Origin of the sequence: Rhizobium sp. BK591 (genome assembly GCF_014195045.1) — a bacterium.
GTDB lineage: Bacteria > Pseudomonadota > Alphaproteobacteria > Rhizobiales > Rhizobiaceae > Rhizobium > Rhizobium anhuiense.
In genome coordinates this window covers 259614-281691 of record NZ_JACIAZ010000008.1, presented here as the reverse complement: position 1 = coordinate 281691, position 22078 = coordinate 259614, and the positions used below count along the sequence as shown (strand labels likewise).

Below are 22078 nucleotides of genomic sequence, written 5' to 3'. Positions count from 1 at the left end.
TCTCACCTGAGATAATGGATATGCGGGCGCGAGTGATAGGGTGAGGCTTCGATGCGGGCTTCGACGGAGAAGACGTCGCGCAGAAGGGCCTCGCTCAATACGTCCTGCGGTGCGCCGGTGGCGACGATCCTGCCCTGCTGCATGATGATCAGCTGGTCGCAGAACATGGCGGCATGGTTGAGATCGTGCAAAGCGACGATGCTGGTGATCGGCAGGCCGGAGACGAGCCGCATCAGGCCGATCTGGTGCTGGATGTCGAGATGGTTCGTCGGCTCGTCGAGGATCAGCTCCTGCGGCGACTGAGCGAGTGCCCTTGCGATATGGGTGCGCTGCTTTTCGCCGCCAGAGAGATTCTGCCAGCGATCGTCGCGTTTCTCCGCCATGCCGGCGCGCGCGAGCGCACTTTCGACCGCCTCTTCGTCGGCCTTGGTCCAGCCCGAGAACATCGACCGGTGCGGGAACCTTCCGAGCTTGACGACGTCGACCACCTTCAGATTGGCATTCGTCGTGGCATGCTGCTCGACAAAGGCGATGCGCCGGGCGATCGAGCGGCGGCTGATCGTGCCGATATCGCTGCGGTCGAGCGTGACGCGGCCGGCATGCGGCCGCTTCAGGCCGGCGAGAAGCCTGAGCAGCGAGGTCTTGCCCGAGCCGTTCGGCCCGAGCAGGCCGAGCATCCGGCCGGGCTGCGCCTCCAGGGAGACGCCGTCCAGAATGGTCTTCCTGCCAATTTTCCAGGTGAGGTTGTCGGCCTTGATGCTCATGTCGCGCGCTGGAACCGGTAGAGGATGAGGGAGAAGAAGGGAACGCCGACCAGGGCCGTGACGACGCCGATCGGCAGGATCTGGTTGGGAATGAGGGCGCGCGCGGCGATGTCGGCGAGCACCATGAAAATCGCCCCTGTTATGGCGCAGGCCGGCAGCAGCCGGATATGGAGCGGTCCGACGACAAAGCGGGCGACATGCGGCACGACGAGGCCGACGAAGCCGATGGAGCCAACCATACTGACGATCGTCGCCGTCATCATTGCGGTCAGCGCGAAGAGCACCATGCGGGCGCGGCCGACATTGACGCCGAGCGAGGATGCCGCCTCGTCGCCGAAAGCGAAGGCGTCGAGCACGCGCGCATAGAACAGACAGGCGGCGAGGCCGAACCCGACGACGATCGAAACCAGCGCGAATTCCGGCCAGCGCACGCCGCCAAAACTGCCGAGCAGCCAAAACATGACGTCGCGGGCCTGCTGCGCATTGGCCGAGGTGGTGACGATATAGGAGGTCGAGGCGTTGAAGAGCTGCGATGCGGCCACGCCAGCGAGAATGGTGCGGTCCGCGCCGCCGCGCGTGCCGTTCGACAACAGTGCGACGAAGAAGAAGGCCGCGAAGGCCCCTGCAAAGGCGCCGGCCGATAGCGATACCGCGCCCGAGCCGACGCCCAAGATGACGATCGCGACGGCGCCGGTGGAGGCGCCGGCGGAGATGCCGAGCACATAGGGTTCGGCAAGCGGATTGCGCAGCAGCGACTGCATGATCGCGCCCGACAGCGCAAGGCCCGCGCCGCAGAAGGCGGCGACGAGCGCGCGGCTCAGGCGATAATCCCAGATGACGGTCTCGTGGATGCGGTTCAGTTCGACCGCGGTCCATCCGAGCCGGTTGGTGACGGCCGAAAAAGTGGTCGCCAGCGGGATCGGCAGGTCGCCGATGCCGACGCTGACGCCGACGGCGACAGCGATGAGGCAGAGGGAGGCGAGCAGCAGTGCGGTGGCCGCTCCCAGCTGCCGGAAGAGACTGCCCGCTTCCGTCACTTCAGCAGACCGAGAGCCTTCAGCTGCTCGGCCACCTGCTCGGCGCCGTAGATCGTGCGGATGGTCGGGTTCATCGCCTGGCCGTCCATGACGACGATCGCCTTGTTCTTGACGGCTGGGGTCTGGCTGACGGCCGGGTCGGTGTTCAGGAACTTGATCTTGGCCTCCGGCTTGTCGAGTTCCCAACGGTTACGGTCGAGGCTGGCCACGACGATCACGTCAGGATTGGCGGCGATGATGCCTTCCCAACCGATCGTCGGCCATTCGGCTTCCGCTGATATCGCATTATGCCCGCCGAGCAGGTCGGCGATGAAGCCGGAGGCGCTGTTCTTGCCGCCGACATAGGCATCGGCCGACGGGCTGGGACTGGAGAACCAGAAGACATAGGACAGGTTCACGCCGTCCTTGGAAACGCCGGAGCGAAGCTTGGCCTCACGCGCCTTGAAGTCGGCGATCAGCGCCTGGCCGCGGTCGGCGACGTCGAAAATCTCAGAGAGTTCGTCGATCTCCTTGTAGAGAAGATCCATGTTCCACAGCTCGCCGCGGCTGCCGTACTGGTCCTTGACGTCCTTGGTGCTGAGGCAGGTGCTGGGCGAGAGATAGGTGGCGACACCGACCTTGTCGAAATCGTCGCGCTTGGCGACCTTGCTGTTCGGCCCGACCAGGCTCGGCAAGGCCACCGCCACGAAGTCGGGATTTTCGGCGAGGATCGACTCGAAGGTCGGCATTTCGACGGTCAGGAGCTTGACCTTGGCATTGGCCTCGGCGAGCTGCGGCAGGACCTTGCTCGGCCAGAAGGCGGTGCCGACCATCTTGTCCTGGAGGCCGAGCAACAGCAGGATTTCCGCGCTGTTCTGGCCGAGGCCGATCGCCCGCTCGGGCGCCTTCTTGAAAGTTACCTCAGCACCGCAGTTTTCCAGCGTCAACGGGTAGGTCGTCGAACCGGCCAAAGATGGATTTGCGGCAAAGCCGATCAGGGCGGAAAGGCCGCAGGCGGCCAGAATTGATTTGAGGCTGGTCACGAAGAAATCCCCGGTGCGTGAGTGTATGCGGCCGGGGTATAGCCTTGGGAGTAGCCAGAAAACAAGACAGAATAAATCAACTTATCGCAAAATTCGAGAGCAGAGCACATGCGCCGGGGCAACGCCGGTTCCTCAGGTTACCTCGCTCGTTTCGATGCGCGCGGTCTTGCGGGTGGCGTGGAGGAAGGCTCCAACGAAGGCGATCGCGAACAGAAGAACGATGGTCGGAGCGGGTGCGCTATCGATGAAGAAGGAAAGATAGACGCCGGCAAAGGCCATGACCACCGCGATTGCGACCGACAGAGCGAGCATCGCACTGAATCGGCGCGTCAGCAGATAAGCGATGGAGCCTGGTGCGATCAGCAGCGAAATGGCGAGAATAATCCCGACCGACCGGAGTGCAGCCACGATCGTCAAGGAGAGCAGGCAGAGCAGGCCATAGTGAAGGAGATTCACCCTCAGTCCGACCGCTCTGGCCTGCGCCGGATCGAACGCATGCAGCAGCAGGTCACGCCACTTGACGGCGATGATGGTGGCCGTCAGCATCGCAACGGCTCCCGTCTCCACGATGTCGGGAAACCCGATGCCGAGCATGTCCCCGAAGAGGATGTGGTCGAGATGCACCTCGGACTGGATCTTCACATAGAGAACCAGGCCGAACCCGAACATGCCCGAAAACACGATGCCCATCACCGTGTCCTGCTTGATGCGGCTGTTATCCTTGAGGAAACCGGTGGCAAGCGCACAGACCATCCCGGCTGCAAAGGCGCCGATGGCGAAGGGAAAGCCCGCGATATAGGCAATGACCACGCCCGGGAATACGGCATGGCTCATGGCGTCTCCCATGAGCGCCCAGCCCTTGAGCACAAGGAAGCAGGAGAGCAGCGCCGTCGGGATGGCGATCAGCACCGAGATGATCAGGGCGTTGATCATGAAATCGAACTGGAACGGCGCCAGCAGGGCGGTGAGACCATTCATGGGGATACCTCCAGAGCTTGTGCGGCTCTGCGCCGGCTTGCCAGCATTCCGTGCTTCGGCGCCAGGAAGAAGGCGGCAAGGAAGATCAGCGTCTGGAGGACGATGATGATGCCACCGGTCGCGCCGTCGAGGAAATAGCTCACATAGGCGCCGATGAAGCTGGTCGCTGCCCCGATCGCCACGGCGATGACGAGCAGCCGCGGGAAGCGATCCGTCAGCAGGTAAGCCGTCGCGCCCGGCGTCACCACCATGCAGATGACGAGAAAGGCGCCGACGGTCTGGAGTGCCGCGACCGTCGATGCCGACAGCAGCGTGAAGAACATGATCTTGAGCCGCGTCGGGTTAAGTCCGATTGAACGGGCATGGGTCTCGTCGAAGAAAACGACCATCAGGTCCTTCCATTTCACCAGCAGGATGGCGAGCGAAACGAAACCGATGATGGCAAGCTGGAGCGTGTCTTCGGGCGTGATCGCGAGGATATTGCCGAGCACGATCGTCTGGATGTTCACGGCAGTCGGCCTGAGCGATACCATGAACAGGCCAAGCCCGAAGAATGAGGAGAAGATCAGGCCGATGATGGCGTCCTCCTTCAGCTTGGTGCGCTGGTTGAGGAAGAGCATCGCTGCGGCAGCCAGGCCGCCGGAGAAGAAAGCGCCGATCGAGAAGGGAAGTCCGATCATGTAGGCGCCGGCGACACCCGGCACGATGGAATGGGAAAGTGCGTCGCCAATCAGCGACCAGCCCTTGAGCATCAGGTAACAGGAGAGGAAGGCGCAGACACCGCCGACAAGAGCCGATACCCACATGGCGTTCAGCATGTAGTCATAGGTGAAGGGTTCGAGAATGCCGGCCATCAGGCTTGTCCATCGCTTTTGTTCGCCGGGGCCGGCGCGAGCAGCTTGCCCTCCCGCAGGACCAGCGGCCGCTCGTCGTCAGTGAGGATGCCGACGGGATATGGCTTGCCGCCGGAGCCATTCAACACGAGATGGCGAAGCACCCCGCCGAAGGTTCTTTCGAGATTTTCCTGCGTAAAGGTCTCGTCTGTCGGTCCGTAGGACAATACGGTGCCTTTGATCAGCACCGTGCGGTCGCAGAATTCCGGCACGCTGCCGAGATTGTGCGTCGAGACCAGCATCACCCGGCCTTCGTCGCGCAGCGAGCGGAGCAACTTGACGATGGCCTCTTCGGTCTTGACATCGACACCGGTGAAAGGCTCGTCGAGCAGGATGACGCGACCGTCCTGCGCCAGCGCCCGAGCGAGGAAGACGCGCTTCTTCTGGCCGCCGGACAGCTCGCCGATCTGACGCTTGCGGTATTCGCTCATGTTGACGCGGGCGAGCGCCTTGGACACGGCTTCGTGGTCGGCCGCCTTCGGTATTCGCATCATCCCCATGTGGCCGTAGCGCCCCATCATGACGACGTCCTCGACCAGCACCGGAAAATTCCAGTCGACTTCTTCCGATTGCGGCACATAGGCGACGAGATTTTTCCGCAGCGCTTGTTCGACCGGCATGCCGAGCACCGAAATCTCCCCCCTGGCCAGACGCACGAAGCCCATGATCGCCTTGAACAGGGTCGACTTGCCGGAACCGTTGACACCGACGAGCGCGGTGATGGTGCCAGTGGGTGTCTGGAAGCTGGCGTCGCGCAGCGCCGTGTGGCCGTTGCGATAGGTGACCGTGGCATCCCTCACGGAAATGCCGGCCCCCACATCCGAAGATGCGGGGGAAACCGGGGAGACGATCGCATTCATTGCGACAGGCCTTCGGCTAGGCCCTTGACGACAGTGTCGGAGGTCACGCGCAACAGGTCGATATAGGTCGGCGTGGGACCGTCAGCGTCGCTTAAGGAGTCGACATAGAGAACACCACCATAACGGGCGCCGGTCTCGCGGGCGACCTGGCGGGCCGGCTTGTCCGACACCGTGCTCTCGCTGAACACGGCAGGGATCTTATTGGCCCTGACGGCATCGACGACTTTGCGGACCTGTTGCGGCGTGCCCTGCTGATCGGCATTGATCGGCCACAGATAGAGCTCCTTCAAGCCGAAGTCGCGGGCGAGATAAGAGAATGCGCCTTCGCTCGACACCAGCCAGCGCTTGTCCTCGGGAATGGTATCGAGCTTCTCGCGGATCGGCGCGATGGTCGCCTCGATCTCCTTCTTGTAGGCCTCGGCATTGGCCTTGTAGATCGCGGCGTTCTTCGGGTCGTATTTGACGAAGGCGTCGCGGATGTTGTCGACATAGATGATCGCATTCTTCGGCGACATCCAGGCATGCGGATTGGGTTTGCCGCTATAGGGACCTTCACTGATGCCCATCGGCTCGACGCCGGTCGAGACCACGACGTCGGGAACATCCTTGAGATTCCGATAGAATTTCTGGAACCATAGCTCGAGGTTGAGCCCGTTCGACAGGAGGATCTGCGCGCCCTGCGCCCGCTGGATATCGCCGGGCGTCGGCTGATATTCGTGAATCTCAGCACCCGGCTTGGTGATCGATTCCACGATCGCCGCTTCACCGGCCACGTTCTTGGCCATGTCGGCAATGACGGTGAAGGTGGTCACAGCTTTGAATTTCTCCTGCGCGGCGGCACCGCCAGCCATCACGCCGAGTGCGGCGATGGCCGCCAGCCCGGTTACGACCCGGCGTCTCATTCGACTAAGCATGAACTTTCCTCTCTCTTTGCGTCATCCATCGTTTCCCGATCTCGCCTTGGCGCAGCGTCGACCGCAATCAGTCCGCTGATGCAAATGCGACGCATTGGCAATTGCTGCTGATAAGCCTGCCCCTATCTATTCTGCAATTGCGACTGATTTGCAACAAGGATTTTCGAGAAAGGAGCGGAACGAGAATTGTTCCCGCCGACACGCGTCGAACAACGCGTTGGTTTCTATCGCGGATCTATAGAGGAACAGACCGAGCCGGTTGCAACCGCTCGACTGATTTCAGACCATCTAAGCCTGCCACTGAGGCGCGGAGCGGGGACCGCGACTCGAACATGGTCATCAGCTCATCTTTCCCACGAGCTTGGCATAATCCGAAAACGTCAACTGTTCGCCTCTCCCGCTTGCCTCCTCGGCGAGTAGCAGCACTCGTATGGGAAACAGGATCGCGGCGCGGTTGGCATCCGAGAGCTCATGGTCGTCGTCCTCCTCGATGGCCTTCTTGGCTTTCGAGAGCGCGGCATTGAGTTCCTGACGGGTGAGCAGGTCCTTCTCGACGATTGCGTCGCATATCGACGCCATTGCCATGATCAGGCCCTTGAGCTGAAGGTTGGCCGTGTTCATAAGAGCTCCGAGGAAACGAGGGGCCACTTGATGACGCTCCGGCGCATCGCCGATTGCGCCGGGACATTGCTACGTCAGTCCGGTTGAACCGGCCGGATCGTGTCGACGGTAACTTCACCGTCGACGATCCCGCGCGTGACATCGCGCCGGTTCCGATCGATCTCGATGACGGTGTAGAGCTTGTCGTCCCGAAAGGCGCTCGCATTGGCCGTTGTGACATCCTCGGCGGGCGCCGCATCCACTTCCATGAAGTCGAGCTCACGAGCCGCAGCGACGATCCTGGCGTCGCCCGCCGTCCTGGCGGCGACGATGACAATACCGTGCCCTGGGGAATTGTCCCATCGCGGATCGTCAGGCGCCGCGATGGGCTCCAATCGGTAGATGTTGAGCATTTCGCCGCCAGCGCCGGACGCCGCCTGCGCAGCCGCGTCCTCGATTTGCGCCTGGCTCTCGACCGACTTTCCAAACGTGTTCGGGTTGGTCGCGTTGTTGATCTCTTCCTTGCCTGTTCTCGAGACGTTCGACATGTCGCTCTCCATTCGGGGTGGAAACGACGGCCGGCGGGAAACTGTTCCCGCGCAGGCGAAGTTTACGGCTGACGGCAGGACATATCGGTCTGTACAACCGCGCGGTCCGGCCATACCCTTTTTCCACTCGGGCACTAAATTATCTCCAGTCGAACAGGGGGGATTTTCGTGAGTAATCAAGCCAGTGAATTTTCGCGGGATAGCATCACGCCGGACAGCATCAATGGGCACGACCACAAGACGATGGCGTTCGACGACGCCAGCGCGCTTCTGGAGGTCCTTGTCGCGGTCAGGCGCGGCGATTTTTCCGTGCGGATGCGGTCGGATCTCACAGGCGTCACCGGCAAGGTCGCCGACGCTCTCAACGACATCATTGCCGCCAATCAACGCATGGCCCAGCAGCTCGAGCATGTGGGTCAGGTCGTCGGCCGGGACGGGCGAACGAGCACGCGCGTGCGCTTCGGCCTGTCTGATGGTTCCTGGTCCGAGATGGAAGGATCGATCAACGGCCTGATCGACGATCTCCTGTGGCCGACGACGGCCGTGACCCGGACGATCACGGCCGTTGCCAAGGGCGACCTGTTGCAGACCGTGCCGCTCGATGTCGACGGGCGGGCGCTCAAAGGCGAATTCCTGCGCTCGGCCGATATCGTCAACACGATGATCAAGCAGCTGAGCGTCTTCACATCGGAAGTGACGCGCGTTGCCCGTGAGGTCGGCACGGACGGAAAGCTCGGCGGACAGGCGCAGGTGCCCGAAGTGACGGGTGTCTGGAAGGACCTCACCGAAAGCGTGAACTCGATGGCGTCGAACCTGACGGCGCAGGTGCGCAACATCGCTGAGGTGACGATCGCCGTTGCCAATGGCGACCTCTCCAAGAAGATCACCGTCGACGTGCGCGGCGAGATCCTGCAACTGAAAGAAGCGATCAACACGATGGTCGACCAGCTCAGGTCCTTCGCCTCGGAGGTGACGCGCGTCGCCCGCGAAGTCGGCACCGAAGGCAAGCTTGGCGGACAGGCGCTGGTGCCGGGTGTGGCCGGAACCTGGAAGGATCTGACCGACAGCGTCAACGCCATGTGCGGCAACCTCACAGCCCAGGTGCGTAACATCGCCCAGGTGACCACTGCCGTGGCGCGCGGCGACCTGTCGCGCAAGATCACCGTCGACGTCTCGGGTGAAATCCTGGAGCTGAAGGAAACCATCAACACGATGGTCGACCAGCTCAACGGCTTTGCCGGCGAAGTGACGCGTGTGGCGCGTGAAGTCGGCACCGAGGGGCGGCTCGGCGGCCAGGCGCAGGTGCCGGGCGTTGCCGGCACCTGGAAGGACTTGACCGACAACGTCAATTCCATGGCCTCGAACCTGACGGCACAGGTGCGCAACATTGCCGAGGTCTCGACCGCGATCGCCAATGGCGACCTGTCGAAGAAGATCACCGTGACGGTGTCAGGCGAAATCCTCGAGCTGAAGGAGACCATCAACACGATGGTCGATCAGCTGAACGCCTTCGCTTCGGAAGTGACCCGCGTGGCCCGCGAAGTGGGTACGGAAGGCCGGCTCGGCGGCCAGGCCAATGTGCGCGGCGTCGCCGGCACCTGGAAGGATCTGACCGAAAACGTCAACTCGATGGGCGGCAACCTGACGGCGCAGGTCCGCAACATCGCCGAGGTCTCGACCGCGATCGCCAATGGCGATCTGTCGAAGAAGATCACCGTCGACGTGAAGGGCGAGATTCTCGAATTGAAGGAAACCATCAATACGATGGTCGACCAGCTGAACGCCTTCGCTTCGGAAGTGACACGTGTGGCCCGCGAAGTGGGAACGGAAGGGCGACTTGGCGGCCAGGCCAATGTGCGCGGCGTCGCCGGCACCTGGAAGGATCTGACCGACAGCGTCAATTCCATGGCCTCCAACCTGACGGGGCAGGTGCGCAACATCGCCGAAGTCGCGACCGCCGTCGCCCAGGGAGACCTTTCCAAGAAGATCACCGTCACCGTGTCGGGGGAAATCCTCGAACTGAAGGAGACCATCAACACCATGGTCGACCAGCTCAACGGCTTTGCCGGCGAGGTGACGCGCGTGGCGCGCGAAGTCGGCACGGAAGGGCGGCTTGGCGGCCAGGCGAACGTGCTTGGCGTCGCCGGCACCTGGAAAGACCTGACCGACAGCGTCAATTCCATGGCGGGCAATCTGACGGCACAGGTGCGCAACATCGCCGAAGTCTCGACCGCGATCGCCAATGGCGACCTGTCGAAGAAAATCACGGTGTCGGTCTCGGGGGAAATCCTCGAGCTCAAGGAAACGCTGAACACCATGGTCGATCAGCTGAACCGGTTTGCCTCCGAAGTCACGCGCGTCGCGCGCGAGGTCGGCACCGAAGGCAAGCTCGGCGGTCAGGCGCAGGTGCCGGGCGTCGCCGGCACCTGGAAGGACCTCACCGAAAACGTCAATTCCATGGCCTCCAACCTCACCGGCCAGGTGCGCAACATCGCCGAAGTCACGACCGCCGTGGCGCGCGGCGACCTGTCGCGCAAGATCACCGTCGACGTGAAAGGGGAAATCCTCGAACTGAAGAATACCATCAACACGATGGTCGATCAGCTGAACGCCTTTGCCGGCGAAGTGACGCGTGTGGCGCGCGAAGTCGGCACCGAAGGCAAGCTTGGCGGCCAGGCGCAGGTCTCCGGTGTCGCCGGCACCTGGAAAGACTTGACCGACAGCGTCAACTCGATGGCCGGCAACCTGACGGCGCAGGTGCGCAACATCGCCGAGGTCGCGACCGCGATCGCCAATGGCGACCTGTCGCGCAAGATCACCGTCGACGTGCGCGGCGAAATCCTGCTCCTGAAGGATACTTTGAATACCATGGTCGATCAGCTTCGCTCCTTTGCCGGCGAAGTGACGCGTGTCGCCCGCGAAGTCGGTACCGATGGCAGGCTCGGCGGCCAGGCCGTCGTTCCCGGCGTCGCCGGCACCTGGAAGGACCTCACCGACAACGTCAACCTGCTTGCCGCCAATCTGACGACCCAGGTTCGAAACATCGCCGAAGTGACGACGGCCGTGGCGCGCGGCGACCTGTCGCGCAAGATCACCGTCGACGTGAAGGGGGAAATTCTCGAACTGAAGAACACCATCAATACGATGGTGGACCAGCTCAATGCTTTCGCCGGCGAAGTGACGCGTGTTGCCCGCGAGGTTGGCACCGAAGGCAAGCTTGGCGGCCAGGCGCAGGTGCCGGGTGTCGCCGGCACCTGGAAGGACCTGACCGACACCGTCAACGTCATGGCCGCCAACCTGACCGAGCAGGTCCGCGGCATCGTCAAGGTGGTGACGGCGGTGGCGAACGGCGACCTCAAGCAGAATCTCACCGTCGCATCCAAGGGCGAGGTGGCCGCCCTTGCCGAAACCATCAACAACATGACCAACACGCTTGCGACCTTTGCCGATCAGGTGACCACGGTGGCGCGCGAGGTCGGCGTGGAAGGCCGCCTCGGCGGTCAGGCGAATGTTCCGGGCACAGCAGGCACCTGGAAGGACTTGACCGGCAACGTCAACCTGCTGGCCGCCAACCTGACGACGCAGGTGCGCGCCATTGCCGAAGTGGCGACCGCCGTCACCAAGGGCGACCTGACGCGCTCGATCAAGGTCGACGCGCGCGGCGAAGTGGCCGAGCTCAAGGACAACATCAACACGATGATCGACAATTTGCGCCTGACCACCGAGCGCAATACCGAGCAGGACTGGCTGAAGACCAATTTGGCGCGCTTCACCAATATGCTGCAGGGCCAGCGCGACCTGACACTGGTCGGCAAGATGCTGCTGTCGGAGCTCGCACCTCTGGTCGGCGCCCATCAGGGGGTCATCTACCAGGTGGATGCCGACGAGCGGCAGCCGGTCTTGTCGTTGCTCTCCGTCTATGCGCAAGGGGTTGAGGCGGCGCATCCGGCCCGGCTCGAATTCGGCCAGGGACTTGTCGGGCAATGCGCCAGCGACGCCCGCCGCATCCTGGTCACCGACCTCCCCGATAACGTCGTTCCAATCAGTTCCGGGGTGTTCACCACCCTGCCGAGAAGCGCCATCGTGCTGCCGGTGCATTTCGAGGGCCAGGTGAAGGCGGTCATCGAGCTTGCCTCCGCCGGCGAATTCACCGAGCTGCAGCTGTCCTTCCTCGATCAGCTGACGACATCGATCGGCATCGTCCTCAACTCCATCGAAGCGACCATGCAGACCGAAGGCCTGCTCAAGCAGTCCCAGCAGCTTGCCGCCGAGCTTCAGACGCAGCAGCGCGAGTTGCAGCAGACCAACGAGCAGCTCGGGCAGAAGGCGCAGCAGCTGGAGGAACGCAACGTCGAAGTCGAGGCGAAGAACCAGGAGATCGAGCAGGCCCGGCGCGCGCTGGAGGAAAAGGCAACCGAGCTCGCGCTGACGTCGAAGTACAAATCCGAATTCCTCGCCAACATGTCGCATGAGCTGCGCACACCTTTGAATTCGATCCTCATCCTCGGCCAGCAGCTCGGAGAAAATCCGGATGGCAATCTGTCGGGGAAACAGGTCGAGTTCGCCAAGACGATCCACGGCGCGGGCACCGATCTGCTGAACCTCATCAGCGACATTCTCGACCTGTCGAAGATCGAGTCCGGAACGGTCTCGGTCGATGCCGAGGAGATCTTCGTCAGCAACCTGCTCGAGATGATGGCGCGGCCATTCCGGCACGAGGCCGAAAACCGCAACCTGTCTTTCGCAGTCGATGTCGGCGCCGATGTCGCAAAGAGCCTCATCACGGATTCGAAGCGGTTGCAGCAGATCCTCAAGAACCTGCTGTCGAATGCCTTCAAGTTCACCGCGCAGGGCGGCGTGACGCTTCGCGTCGCTGCGGCAACGAGCGGCTGGTCGTCCGATCATCCCTCGCTCAAGCACGCGCCTTCGGTGATCGCCTTCGAGGTCGTCGATACCGGCATCGGCATACCGCCTGAAAAGCAGCGCATCATTTTCGAGGCCTTCCAGCAGGCGGATGCTTCGACGAGCCGCAAATATGGCGGTACCGGCCTCGGCCTGGCGATCAGCCGCGAACTGGCAAACCTCTTGGGCGGTGAGATCCAGCTGCGCAGCACGCCCGGGGTTGGCAGCACCTTCGTCCTTTACTTGCCGCTCACCTATGTCGGCGCCGGCGCGGTTGCGCCGAAGTCCGTTCCGCCGGCAAATGTCGTGGAATTCGCCGAAGCGGCCGCCAGCCGCCGGGCCGAAAAACCTGCCGAACATGTCGAAGACGATCGCCACCAGATAGCAGCCGGCGACTCGGTGCTGCTCGTCGTCGAGGACGATGCGCATTATGCTCGCGTCCTGGTGGATCTCGCCCGCGACAACGGCTTCAAGGTTCTGGTGGCGATGCGCGGCAGCGATGCGCTTGCACTCGCCCAGGACTACAGGCCGGCGGCGATCTCGCTCGACATCTTCCTGCCCGACATGCTTGGCTGGACCGTACTCAGCCAGCTCAAGCAGAATCCGCAGACGCGGCATATTCCAGTCCAGATCATCAGCCTCGACGAGGATCGCCAGCATGGTCTGACCCGCGGCGCCTTCGCGTTCATGAGCAAGCCGACGACGCCGGAAGGGCTTGGCAAGGCGCTGTCGCGATTGAAGGCCTATGCGCAGCCGCGCCGCAAGCATCTGCTGCTCGTGGAAGACAACGAGGCCGAGCGTCTGAGCGTCACCGCCCTTCTCGGACATGACGACATCGATATCACCAGCGTCGGCTCCGGATCGGAGGCTCTCGCCGTCCTTCGGCATAATGCCGCCGACTGCGTGGTGCTCGACCTTTCCCTTCCCGACATGTCCGGCTTCGACGTGCTGGAGCAGATTCGCGACGACGCCGAGATCGGCGAGGTGCCGGTGGTCGTGTTCACCGGCCGGGAGCTTTCCGCCGAGGAAGACGCGACGCTGCACAGCATGGCCCGCAGCGTCGTGGTCAAGGGCGTCGAGTCGCCTGAGCGCCTTCTGGATGAGACGGCCTTGTTCCTGCACCGGGTCGTCGCCGACCTGCCGGCCGCAAAGCAGGCAACTCTGCGGGATTTGCACAGCTCGGATGAGGATCTGGTCGGTGAAACCGTCCTGCTCGTCGACGACGATGCCCGCAACATCTTCGCCTTGAGCAGTGTCCTCGAACGCCGGGGAATGAAGGTGCTGACCGCGACGACCGGCAGCGAAGCCATCGACGTCATCAACAACGAACCCTCTGTCGCGATCGTGCTGATGGACATCATGATGCCTGGAATGGACGGCTATGAGACGATGCAGGTCATCCGTTCGGAGCCCCGGTTCCGGCGGCTGCCGATCCTGGCGCTGACGGCCAAGGCGATGAAGGGCGACCGCGAGAAATGCCTGGAAGCGGGCGCCTCGGACTACCTGGCGAAGCCGGTCAATACCGAACAGCTTCTGTCGGCTCTTCGCATGTGGCTGCATCGTTGAGGATCTGGCCATGAACCCCGTCAACATCCTCCTCGTCGACGACCAGCCGGCCAAGCTCCTGAGTTACGAGGTCATTCTCGAAGAACTCGAAGAAAACCTCATCAAGGCGCAATCCGCCCGCGAGGCCTTCGAGCACCTGTTGCGCACCGAAATCGCGGTGATCCTCGTCGATGTCTGCATGCCTGAACAGGACGGGTTCGAGCTCGTCAGCATGATCCGGCAGCATCCGCGCTATCAGAACACGCCGATCATCTTCGTCTCCGCCGTCATGCTCGCCGAACCGGATCGGCTGCGTGGTTATGCGGTGGGCGCGGTCGACTACGTCTCCGTCCCGATCGTCCCGGAGGTGCTGAGAGCCAAGGTGCGGGTCTTTGCCGATCTCTACAGGAAGACGCGGGAGCTCGAACGCCTGAACGCCGAGCTGGAGGCCCGCGTTCACCAGCGCACAGCCGAGCTCGAGGCCTCGGCAGCGCAGTTGCGTGAACTCAACGAAGAGCTCGAACATCGGATCGATCAAAGGACACGGGAGCGCGAGGAGGCGCTCGCACAGCTGTTCGAGGCGCAGAAGCTCGACACGATCGGTCACCTCACGGGTGGCGTCGCCCACGACTTCAACAACCTCCTGATGGCGGTTCTCGGCAGCCTAAATCTTCTGAAGAAACGGCTTCCGCCGGATGAACGCAGCGAACGCCTGGTGACGAACGCGATCCAGGCGGCCGAGCGCGGCACGGCACTGACCCAGCGCCTGCTTGCCTTCGCGCGCCGTCAGGAGCTCAAGCCGCAGGCGGTGGATTTCCTCAGGCTATTCGAAAACGTCGAGGATCTCCTCGCCAAGGCGGTGGGGCCGCGCATCGAAATCCGCAAAAGCATCCCGGCGGATCTCGCGCCCCTGCTGGTCGACAGCAACCAGCTGGAACTGGCGCTGCTCAATCTGTTCGTCAATGCCCGGGACGCACTCGAAAGTGGCGGCGCCGTGACGGTTGCCGCGGCGGCCGAAGAGAGCCGGCCGGCCAGCCTCGCGGGCGGGAATTACATCAGGATATCGGTGTCGGATGATGGCGAGGGAATGGACGAGGCAACGGTCTCGCGTGCTGCCGAACCGTTTTTCACCACCAAAGGGGTCGGCAAGGGCACCGGTCTGGGCCTGTCGATGGTTCATGGCCTGGCGGCGCAATCCGGCGGCTCGATCCAGATATCGAGCGTAAGGGGCAAGGGCACGACCATATGCCTGTGGCTGCCCGTCGCCGAAACCTTCGTCAATGTGTTGCCTGCCGTCGAGCCTTCGGCGACGGAGCCGTTGAAACCCTCGTCTCGGCCGCTTGCCATTCTCGTCGTCGACGACGACGCGCTGGTCAGGACGGGAACCGTAGCGATGCTGGAGGATCTCGGGCACCTGCCGCAGGAAGCGTCTTCCGCGTCCCAGGCTTTGGAATTCTTTGCCGGCGGACAGGATTGCGATCTCGTCATTACCGATCATGCCATGCCGGGTATGACGGGCGCGGAGCTTGCGCGTCACCTTCGCTCTTCCTTTCCAGGCCTGCCGATCATCCTTGCCTCTGGCTATGCCGAGTTTTCCGAAGACCATGGCCTCGGCCGGATGCTGCGGATGAAGAAGCCATTCACGCAGGAGCAACTCCAGGCGGCCATGGACCAGGCGCTCTCAGGCAAAGTCGCGGCGGCCTGACTCAAAGCGTAAGGCGACCGGGCCCGGCCATCCTGGTGACAGCGGCCGCTTTCGTGCGTCCGCTTGCGGACGAAACTTTTTGCTCCGGCAAAAGTTACCCAAATCCCATCCCGATTTCATCGAAGGCTTTCCCTTGACCAAAATGACGTTCGGCCCCGCATTCACCGAAGAGGGCATTCTGTTTCGCCTCTGGGCTCCCTTGCATGATAGCGTGTCGCTGAAGCTCGAAGGCGCTGGCCTGCGCCCAATGCAGGCGGCTGACGATGGCTGGCACCGCTGTGCGGTCGCGGATGCCCATGCCGGTACGCTTTATCGCTTTGTCCTGCCGGACGGCTCCGAAGTTCCGGACCCCGCCTCGCGGTTTCAGCCGCAGGATGCGCACGGTCCGAGCGAAGTGATCGACCTTGCCACCTGTCGCTGGAAGACGGATGCCTGGGCGGGCCGCCCCTGGGAGGAGATGGTCATCTATGAGATGCATATAGGCTGCTTCACGCCTGGGGGCAGTTTCAGGGCGGCGATCGAGCGTCTCGACCATCTGCAGCAACTGGGCGTCACGGCATTGCAAATCATGCCGGTCGGCGAATTCCCGGGCCGCTACGGCTGGGGCTATGACGGCGTGCTTCCCTACGCTCCGGACAGCAGTTATGGCCGTCCGGAAGATTTCATGGCGCTGGTGGACGCAGCGCATGCGCGCGGCATCTCGGTTTTCCTGGATGTGGTCTACAATCACTTCGGACCGGACGGCAATTTTATCCCGTCCTACGCGCCGCTCTTTACCGACCACCACAAGACGCCCTGGGGCCACGGCGTCAATTACGACGGCGACGGATCGGCGATGATCCGTGAATTCATCATTCAGAATGCCCTCTACTGGATCACCGAATTCAGGCTCGATGGTTTCCGCTTCGATGCCGTCCATGCCATCAAGGACGACAGCGCCGAGCATCTGCTTCACGCGCTTGCCCGCCGCGTCAGGGCGGCGGCGGTCGGTCGGCATATTCACCTGATCGTCGAAAACGAGGAAAACGACAGCGAGTTGTTGTCGCGTGACGAAAACGGCGAGGCGAGCCTCTTCACCGCACAATGGAACGACGACGTGCACCATGTGCTGCATATCACCGCGACGGGCGAAACCTTCGGCTATTATGCCGATTATGCCGAAGACCCCGGCAAGCTCGGCCGGGCGCTGGCGGAAGGCTTCGTGTTTCAGGGAGAGCATATGCCCTATCGCGGCGGAAGCCGCGGCAGGCCGAGCGGTCACCTGCCGCCCACCGCTTTCATCTCCTTCATCCAGAACCACGACCAGATCGGCAACAGGGCGCTGGGGGACCGGGTTCTGGCTTCGAGCCCGGTGGATGCCGTCAAGGCCGTTACTTCAATCTACCTGCTGGCGCCCGAGATCCCGATGCTGTTCATGGGCGAGGAATGGGGCGCCAGAGAGCCTTTCCCCTTCTTCTGCGATTTCGACGAGGATCTGAACGAGAAGGTCAGAAGAGGCCGCCGCGAGGAGCTGTCGCGTCTGCCGGGCTTCGACGCAGACGATCTTCTCGACCCGACGGCGCCATCGACCTTTGCCGCCGCCAAGCTGGATTGGTCGAAATGCGCTTCCTCCGATGTTCTTGATTTTTACAGGACGCTTCTCGGGCTCCGGCACCGAAGGATCGTGCCCTTGCTGAAAGGCGCCGGCGCCGGAAAGGCGGTCTATCGCTCAGCCGGAAGCGCGCTCGCGGTGGATTGGACCCTGGCGCAAAACCGGCGTCTTCATCTGCGCGCCAATCTCGGCAACGAGGCGGTGCCGCTCTCCTTGCAGCAGGACGACGCTGAGACGATCTTCCGTCTCGGCGGCAGCGACGGCGATAATCTCGCGCCTTGGACGGTGATGTGGAGCATCAGCGAAGCGTGAGGGCGGGCTGACAGGAAGGCGATCGAACGATGAAATCCGCTGAGTTCGACAAGCTCGCTCGCCGGCACGGCATCAGCCCGACCAGGCCCAGTCCGGACAACCGGGAGGTGACGGTATCGGGCGAGACCAAGCGGAAGATCCTCTCGGCATTGAAGATCGACGTGACGGGAGCGGTCGATCACGAGGCCGGCGCGCCGCGGCGGGAGCCTAGGCCGGCACGCAGGAAGATTCCCACGTCATTTCTGCCGGATTTCCTTTCCGCTACGCGGGTCTGGGGTGTGAGCCTGCAGCTTTACGAGCTCCGTTCGGCACGCAACTGGGGCATAGGAGACTTCGAGGATCTGGCCGATATGGCGGATCTCATGGGATCGCTGGGCGCCGATTTCATCGGCCTCACCCCGCTTCACGCGCCGTTTCTCGCGGATCCCGAGCGTTGCAGCCCCTATGAGCCCTCGAGCCGCCAGCATCTCAACCCGCTCTATATCGCGGTCGACCGATTGCCGGGTTTTGTCTGTAGTCCGGAACTCGAACGGCAATTGGCAAGCCTTCGCCAAACCGATCTCGTCGATTACGTCGGAGTAGCAGAGATCAAGCTCGAGGCCCTTCGCAATCTCTGGCCGGCCTGGCGACAGCGCCGCGTCAGTGACAAAACATACGACCCGGCCGATTTCGACGCTTTTGTTGCGCAAGGCGGCGACAGCCTGCGCCTTCACGCGCTTTTCGAATGCCTCTCCTTTTCCATGGTCGAGCGCGGCTCGGGCGCCGGCTGGCAAAGCTGGCCGGCAGACTTCCAGCACTTCGACAGCGCCGCTGTCGCCGAATTCGAGCGTGGGCATGCGGACGATGTCCGCTTCCACATGTGGCTGCAATGGCTCGCCCATCGGCAGCTAACGCAGGCGGCGGACCGGGCTGGGAAGGCCGGCCTGCGGATCGGGCTCTATCTCGATCTGGCCGTCGGCGAGGCGGTCGACGGTTCGGCGACATGGAGCGAGCCTGACATCTATGTCTCGAAGGCCACAATTGGCAGCCCGCCCGATCCCTTCGCCGTGGACGGGCAGGACTGGCACCTCGCCGGATACCTGCCTTCGGCAATCGCTTCAGGAGAAATGTCGCCTTACCGGCGGATGGTGAGCGCTGCCATGCGATATGCGGGCGCCATTCGCATCGACCACGCCGCAGCGCTTCGCCGCCTCTTCCTGGTGCCATTAGGCAGCAGGCCGGACAAAGGCGCCTTTGTCCGCTATCCCGAGGATCGGCTTTTGCAGATCCTCGCCGAGCTATCCGCAGAACATCGCTGCCTGGTCATTGGAGAAGATTTGGGGCTGATCCCCAAGGGATTGCAGGAGGATCTGGCGGCGGCCCACATTCTCTCCTATCGCATTCTTTCCTATGAACAGGACGAACAGGGTTTCAAGCCGGCGGACGTCTATCCCGTCCTCGCTTTGGCCTGCATTTCGACCCACGACCATCAGACGCTTGCCGGCTGGTGGCGTGGCGCCGACATTCAGGCCCGCTCCGACCACGGCATCGTGCCGGCCGATCTCACCGAAAAACATCGCGAATACCGCAAGCGAGAACGGAGAAACCTGAAGGCCGCCTTCAAGCTCGCCGGCCTCGATCTGCCGGCCCGCCTCGCGCGCGCGAAAGCAAGCGAGCGGACGCTGAGAGAATTGACCGTGAGCGCCTATCGCTTCATCGCCAGGACACCCTCGCTTCTCGCCGTGGTCCGTCTCGCCGACCTTACCGACGAGAAGAGACCGACCAATGTTCCCGGCACCAGTGACAGCTATCCGAACTGGAAGCCGAAGCTATCGTTTTTGCTCGGGGATCTGATGTCGAGCCCGCTGCTCAAGAGCGTGACGGCGGCAATGCGGGAGGAACGGCCACGGGACTGATCGAGGTTGGGGCGAGCCGTCAGCTTCGTCATTGTCGCTCGATCGGGCATCCCAAACGAATGGAAATCGATCGGGAAGGGAACGAATAGCAGGCCGGCGAATTTTGAAGGAATAAGGACAGGGATCGTCGAGACGAGGCTCCGTCCGTTTCGCCGCTTCAGATGCGGCGCGCCTAATATTGATGGAAAATACGACCATGACGACCGCATTCATCCTTATCGCATTGGCGCTGATCATCATATACGCCGGCCGACATTGCTGTTCATCTGCGTCGGATATGCCGATTATGTGCTGGAGCGGCGAAGGCATATGGTAGCTCTGAAGCACGCCGTGAAGCGTCGCAGCGACGAGTTCTAGAGCAATTCCTGAAGGGGCTGATCCAGAGGCAGGTTGGCAGATAACCCGCCTCCGGCAGCCGGCGTTCGTGAAGCGCCCTGCAAAGATCCTAGAGCAAAGATCCTAGAGCATTTCCGTTTTTCTCCGAATCACGGAAATGCTATCTCTTTGTTTTCACGCAAGTCCGGACGCAAAACTGCGACGCCCTTTTGCTGGAATTGCTCTAGTCGTTCGCGGTGACCTTGACGCCGAGCACCGAGGGAATGGTGTTCGGTGCACCCATGGCAGCACCCATGATCATCGGAAAGGGAACCGGCTTTTCCGGCGCGGCGCTGATCGTCAGATTTTTCGGACCGTCGAGATAGGTGTTGACGGCGGCCGACACCTGGTTTTGCAGCTCGGGTAGGTTGAGCTGTGCCGTCATCATCGGCACAAGACCTTTCAGCGATTGCGCCAGTTGATCGCCCGTGACGCCCTGCTGCGAGCCAGCATAGTCAAGTGCCTTCTTGGTGATCGAGGCATCGTCGAAGCGGATCGAAGCGCTGTTGAACGTCAGCTGCTGCATCAGCCCCAACATCGCAAGGCCGGCGGCCTGGTTGGCCTCTTCCTTGTTCGGATTGGCCTCGGCGGTTTTCACCGCCTGCTGCAGCGATTTGATGAAGCTCAGCGTGTAACCGGAGAAGTCGACGGCGAAATTCAGCCGGCCGATATTCTTGAAATCGAAGGCATATTCGTCGACGGCGACCTTGCCGTTTTCGATCTCCCAGTTGCCCTTCATCGTCACGGTGCCGTCGAGCGTCGTCAGCCCGAGCTTCGCGATGGCTTCCTTCGCGCTCGCCTCCTCGACCTGCGACAGGTCGGCTTTGATGCCGGCGACATTGGCGTCATAGGCAAAGCCGCCGTCCTGGCGTCCGAGGTTTGACTCGATACTCTCGATAGCAAGCACGTCCTTGCCCTTGATGTTGAGAGCGATTGGGCCGGTGCTGACGGTTTCATAGAGGAGGATATCGTTCAGCGTGTCGCCTGATGCATTGGCGGGGATCGTGAGGCCGACGATCAGGATGTCCTTTGCGGAAAAACGACCTTCCTCCTGGCTCATATCGATATCCGGGAAAGAGACGCCCTTGGCGTAGTAGCCGCCGCCTTCGGTTTCCTCGACGCCCTCGAAGGTGAGGTCGCCGATTTTCAGCGTGTCGCCGGGCAGGTTCGCATATCCCACCTGGACGCCTGTCGCCGTTACCGTGTCGCCGTCGACATCCGCGTTCTCAAAAGTGATGACCGTACCGCCGGCACTGGTTGCGGCATTGAGTTTCTTCATCATGTCGGCGCCATCAAGGGCAAGCGCCGGGCCGGCGAGCGTCAGGAATGCGGCGCTTGCCATCATCATGTGGAGATTGCGTATGGGCTTCATCGAGATGTCCTTATGGAGAAAGTAGATGCGAGGTTTGTGAACATTATCCGGACGTGTCTCTCCCACGCTGAGAACGGAGAGGCGAATGCATGTCCTGGTGATCAGGTAAGCTAATTGGGGGGCGATAAGGTTCGGATCAGCCGCAACCCCAGGGCTGACAAAAAATGGCCATCCCTACGCCGGCCGTGGGCGGCAGCATTTTCTCTAGCAGGGGTGGTTTTGCGATTCATTCTCACACATAAAGTGTATTTCTTCGATTCTTGCAACCCTTTGAATTCGGATGCCAAACCGGAAATATGGGTGTTGTCAGATGCACCGGAATGGGGGGTCCAGCTTTTCTAAGCCCGCGGCACTCGCCCGCGCAACAGATAGGCGAGCGCAAAGATTACCAGAAAGGGATAGACGAGCACGATGATTGGCAGACCGGCGGCAAGCGCATCATTCTGCAGATAGATGTTGAGGACGCCGGCGCCGAGCACCAAGGGATAAAGCGGCGCAAATCTGTCGAACCACATCCTGAACGGTCCTGCCAACAGCAGAACGAGCGCTGGCAGAATGAAAATGCCAAAATTTCTCGCAACATTCATGAGTTCAGCATCAAGCGGTTCGGGGAATGAATAAATTCGGTTTAGTTGACGGGCCGCCCACAGAGCGGCGATTGCCGCCCCTGCATATCCCGCTGCTCTTGCTAGCATCGCCGAACGTTCCTTTCGTTCATCCTCCCGCATTGATACGGCCATGCCTTCACCGTATCCACATGCATTG

15 protein-coding genes are annotated in these 22078 nt (G+C 62.1%); 4 read left to right on the top strand and 11 right to left on the bottom strand.

Annotated features, from left to right (window positions below; all coding sequences use genetic code 11):
- Nucleotides 1-2 precede the first annotated feature (2 nt).
- The 9 genes from FHX10_RS30040 to FHX10_RS30000 form a co-directional block, all read right to left on the bottom strand.
- Nucleotides 3-764 (bottom strand): ABC transporter ATP-binding protein, encoded by a 762-nt coding sequence (locus tag FHX10_RS30040; protein ID WP_063473566.1) that lies wholly within the window; start codon nucleotides 762-764, stop codon nucleotides 3-5.
- A complete protein-coding gene (locus FHX10_RS30035) occupies nucleotides 761-1801 on the bottom strand; it encodes a FecCD family ABC transporter permease (RefSeq protein ID WP_048338447.1) in 1041 nt (346 codons plus the stop codon). The genes FHX10_RS30040 and FHX10_RS30035 overlap by 4 nt, the downstream gene beginning before the upstream one ends.
- Nucleotides 1798-2823: an ABC transporter substrate-binding protein gene (locus FHX10_RS30030; protein ID WP_047618900.1), complete on the bottom strand. Its 1026-nt coding sequence runs from the start codon at nucleotides 2821-2823 to the stop codon at nucleotides 1798-1800. The genes FHX10_RS30035 and FHX10_RS30030 overlap by 4 nt, the downstream gene beginning before the upstream one ends.
- Nucleotides 2824-2955: 132 nt before the next feature.
- Nucleotides 2956-3801: a metal ABC transporter permease gene (locus tag FHX10_RS30025; protein ID WP_097596088.1), complete on the bottom strand. Its 846-nt coding sequence runs from the start codon at nucleotides 3799-3801 to the stop codon at nucleotides 2956-2958.
- Complete coding sequence (gene sitC, locus FHX10_RS30020) at nucleotides 3798-4655, bottom strand: iron/manganese ABC transporter permease subunit SitC (RefSeq protein WP_143541136.1); 858 nt, start codon at nucleotides 4653-4655, stop codon at nucleotides 3798-3800. Before sitC ends, FHX10_RS30025 begins: the two co-directional genes overlap by 4 nt.
- Complete coding sequence (locus FHX10_RS30015) at nucleotides 4655-5554, bottom strand: manganese/iron ABC transporter ATP-binding protein (RefSeq protein WP_048338450.1); 900 nt, start codon at nucleotides 5552-5554, stop codon at nucleotides 4655-4657. The genes sitC and FHX10_RS30015 overlap by 1 nt, the downstream gene beginning before the upstream one ends.
- A complete protein-coding gene (locus FHX10_RS30010) occupies nucleotides 5551-6468 on the bottom strand; it encodes a metal ABC transporter substrate-binding protein (RefSeq protein WP_048338451.1) in 918 nt (305 codons plus the stop codon). Before FHX10_RS30010 ends, FHX10_RS30015 begins: the two co-directional genes overlap by 4 nt.
- 339 nt (nucleotides 6469-6807) lie before the next feature.
- Nucleotides 6808-7089 (bottom strand): hypothetical protein, encoded by a 282-nt coding sequence (locus tag FHX10_RS30005; protein ID WP_048338452.1) that lies wholly within the window; start codon nucleotides 7087-7089, stop codon nucleotides 6808-6810.
- Nucleotides 7090-7163: 74 nt separating this feature from the next.
- The gene (locus tag FHX10_RS30000; RefSeq protein ID WP_080759940.1) at nucleotides 7164-7628 is read right to left on the bottom strand and encodes a hypothetical protein; all 465 of its coding nucleotides are present in this window, start codon (nucleotides 7626-7628) and stop codon (nucleotides 7164-7166) included.
- A 156-nt stretch (nucleotides 7629-7784) separates the two neighbouring features.
- On the opposite strand from FHX10_RS30000, the gene FHX10_RS29995 reads away from it, so the two are divergent.
- The 4 genes from FHX10_RS29995 (at nucleotide 7785) to malQ (ending at nucleotide 19566) form a co-directional block, all read left to right on the top strand.
- Nucleotides 7785-14084: a HAMP domain-containing protein gene (locus FHX10_RS29995; RefSeq protein ID WP_063473570.1), complete on the top strand. Its 6300-nt coding sequence runs from the start codon at nucleotides 7785-7787 to the stop codon at nucleotides 14082-14084.
- Nucleotides 14085-14094: 10 nt separating this feature from the next.
- A complete protein-coding gene (locus FHX10_RS29990) occupies nucleotides 14095-15768 on the top strand; it encodes a response regulator (protein ID WP_063473571.1) in 1674 nt (557 codons plus the stop codon).
- 142 nt (nucleotides 15769-15910) lie between these two features.
- Nucleotides 15911-17671 (top strand): malto-oligosyltrehalose trehalohydrolase, encoded by a 1761-nt coding sequence (gene treZ, locus FHX10_RS29985; protein ID WP_082849647.1) that lies wholly within the window; start codon nucleotides 15911-15913, stop codon nucleotides 17669-17671.
- Between the two features lie 29 nt (nucleotides 17672-17700).
- Nucleotides 17701-19566 (top strand): 4-alpha-glucanotransferase, encoded by a 1866-nt coding sequence (malQ, locus tag FHX10_RS29980; protein ID WP_063473572.1) that lies wholly within the window; start codon nucleotides 17701-17703, stop codon nucleotides 19564-19566.
- 559 nt (nucleotides 19567-20125) lie between these two features.
- Here the strand turns inward: malQ and FHX10_RS29975 are convergent.
- Nucleotides 20126-21313: a hypothetical protein gene (locus FHX10_RS29975; RefSeq protein ID WP_063473573.1), complete on the bottom strand. Its 1188-nt coding sequence runs from the start codon at nucleotides 21311-21313 to the stop codon at nucleotides 20126-20128.
- A gap of 338 nt (nucleotides 21314-21651) precedes the next feature.
- The gene (locus FHX10_RS29970) at nucleotides 21652-22053 is read right to left on the bottom strand and encodes a hypothetical protein (RefSeq protein WP_244604832.1); all 402 of its coding nucleotides are present in this window, start codon (nucleotides 22051-22053) and stop codon (nucleotides 21652-21654) included.
- Nucleotides 22054-22078 lie beyond the last annotated feature (25 nt).

Excerpts from the sequence above, each read along its gene's own strand:
- FHX10_RS30040 (WP_063473566.1), bottom strand. The coding sequence starts at position 764 with ATGAGCATCAAGGCCGACAACCTCACCTGGAAAATTGGCAGGAAGACC.
- FHX10_RS30025 (WP_097596088.1), bottom strand. The coding sequence starts at position 3,801 with ATGAATGGTCTCACCGCCCTGCTGGCGCCGTTCCAGTTCGATTTCATG.
- sitC (WP_143541136.1), bottom strand. The coding sequence starts at position 4,655 with ATGGCCGGCATTCTCGAACCCTTCACCTATGACTACATGCTGAACGCC.
- FHX10_RS30015 (WP_048338450.1), bottom strand. The coding sequence starts at position 5,554 with ATGAATGCGATCGTCTCCCCGGTTTCCCCCGCATCTTCGGATGTGGGG.
- FHX10_RS30010 (WP_048338451.1), bottom strand. The coding sequence starts at position 6,468 with ATGCTTAGTCGAATGAGACGCCGGGTCGTAACCGGGCTGGCGGCCATC.
- FHX10_RS30005 (WP_048338452.1), bottom strand. The coding sequence starts at position 7,089 with ATGAACACGGCCAACCTTCAGCTCAAGGGCCTGATCATGGCAATGGCG.
- FHX10_RS30000 (WP_080759940.1), bottom strand. The coding sequence starts at position 7,628 with ATGGAGAGCGACATGTCGAACGTCTCGAGAACAGGCAAGGAAGAGATC.
- FHX10_RS29990 (WP_063473571.1), top strand. The coding sequence starts at position 14,095 with ATGAACCCCGTCAACATCCTCCTCGTCGACGACCAGCCGGCCAAGCTC.
- treZ (WP_082849647.1), top strand. The coding sequence starts at position 15,911 with ATGACGTTCGGCCCCGCATTCACCGAAGAGGGCATTCTGTTTCGCCTC.
- malQ (WP_063473572.1), top strand. The coding sequence starts at position 17,701 with ATGAAATCCGCTGAGTTCGACAAGCTCGCTCGCCGGCACGGCATCAGC.
- FHX10_RS29975 (WP_063473573.1), bottom strand. The coding sequence starts at position 21,313 with ATGAAGCCCATACGCAATCTCCACATGATGATGGCAAGCGCCGCATTC.
- FHX10_RS29970 (WP_244604832.1), bottom strand. The coding sequence starts at position 22,053 with ATGGCCGTATCAATGCGGGAGGATGAACGAAAGGAACGTTCGGCGATG.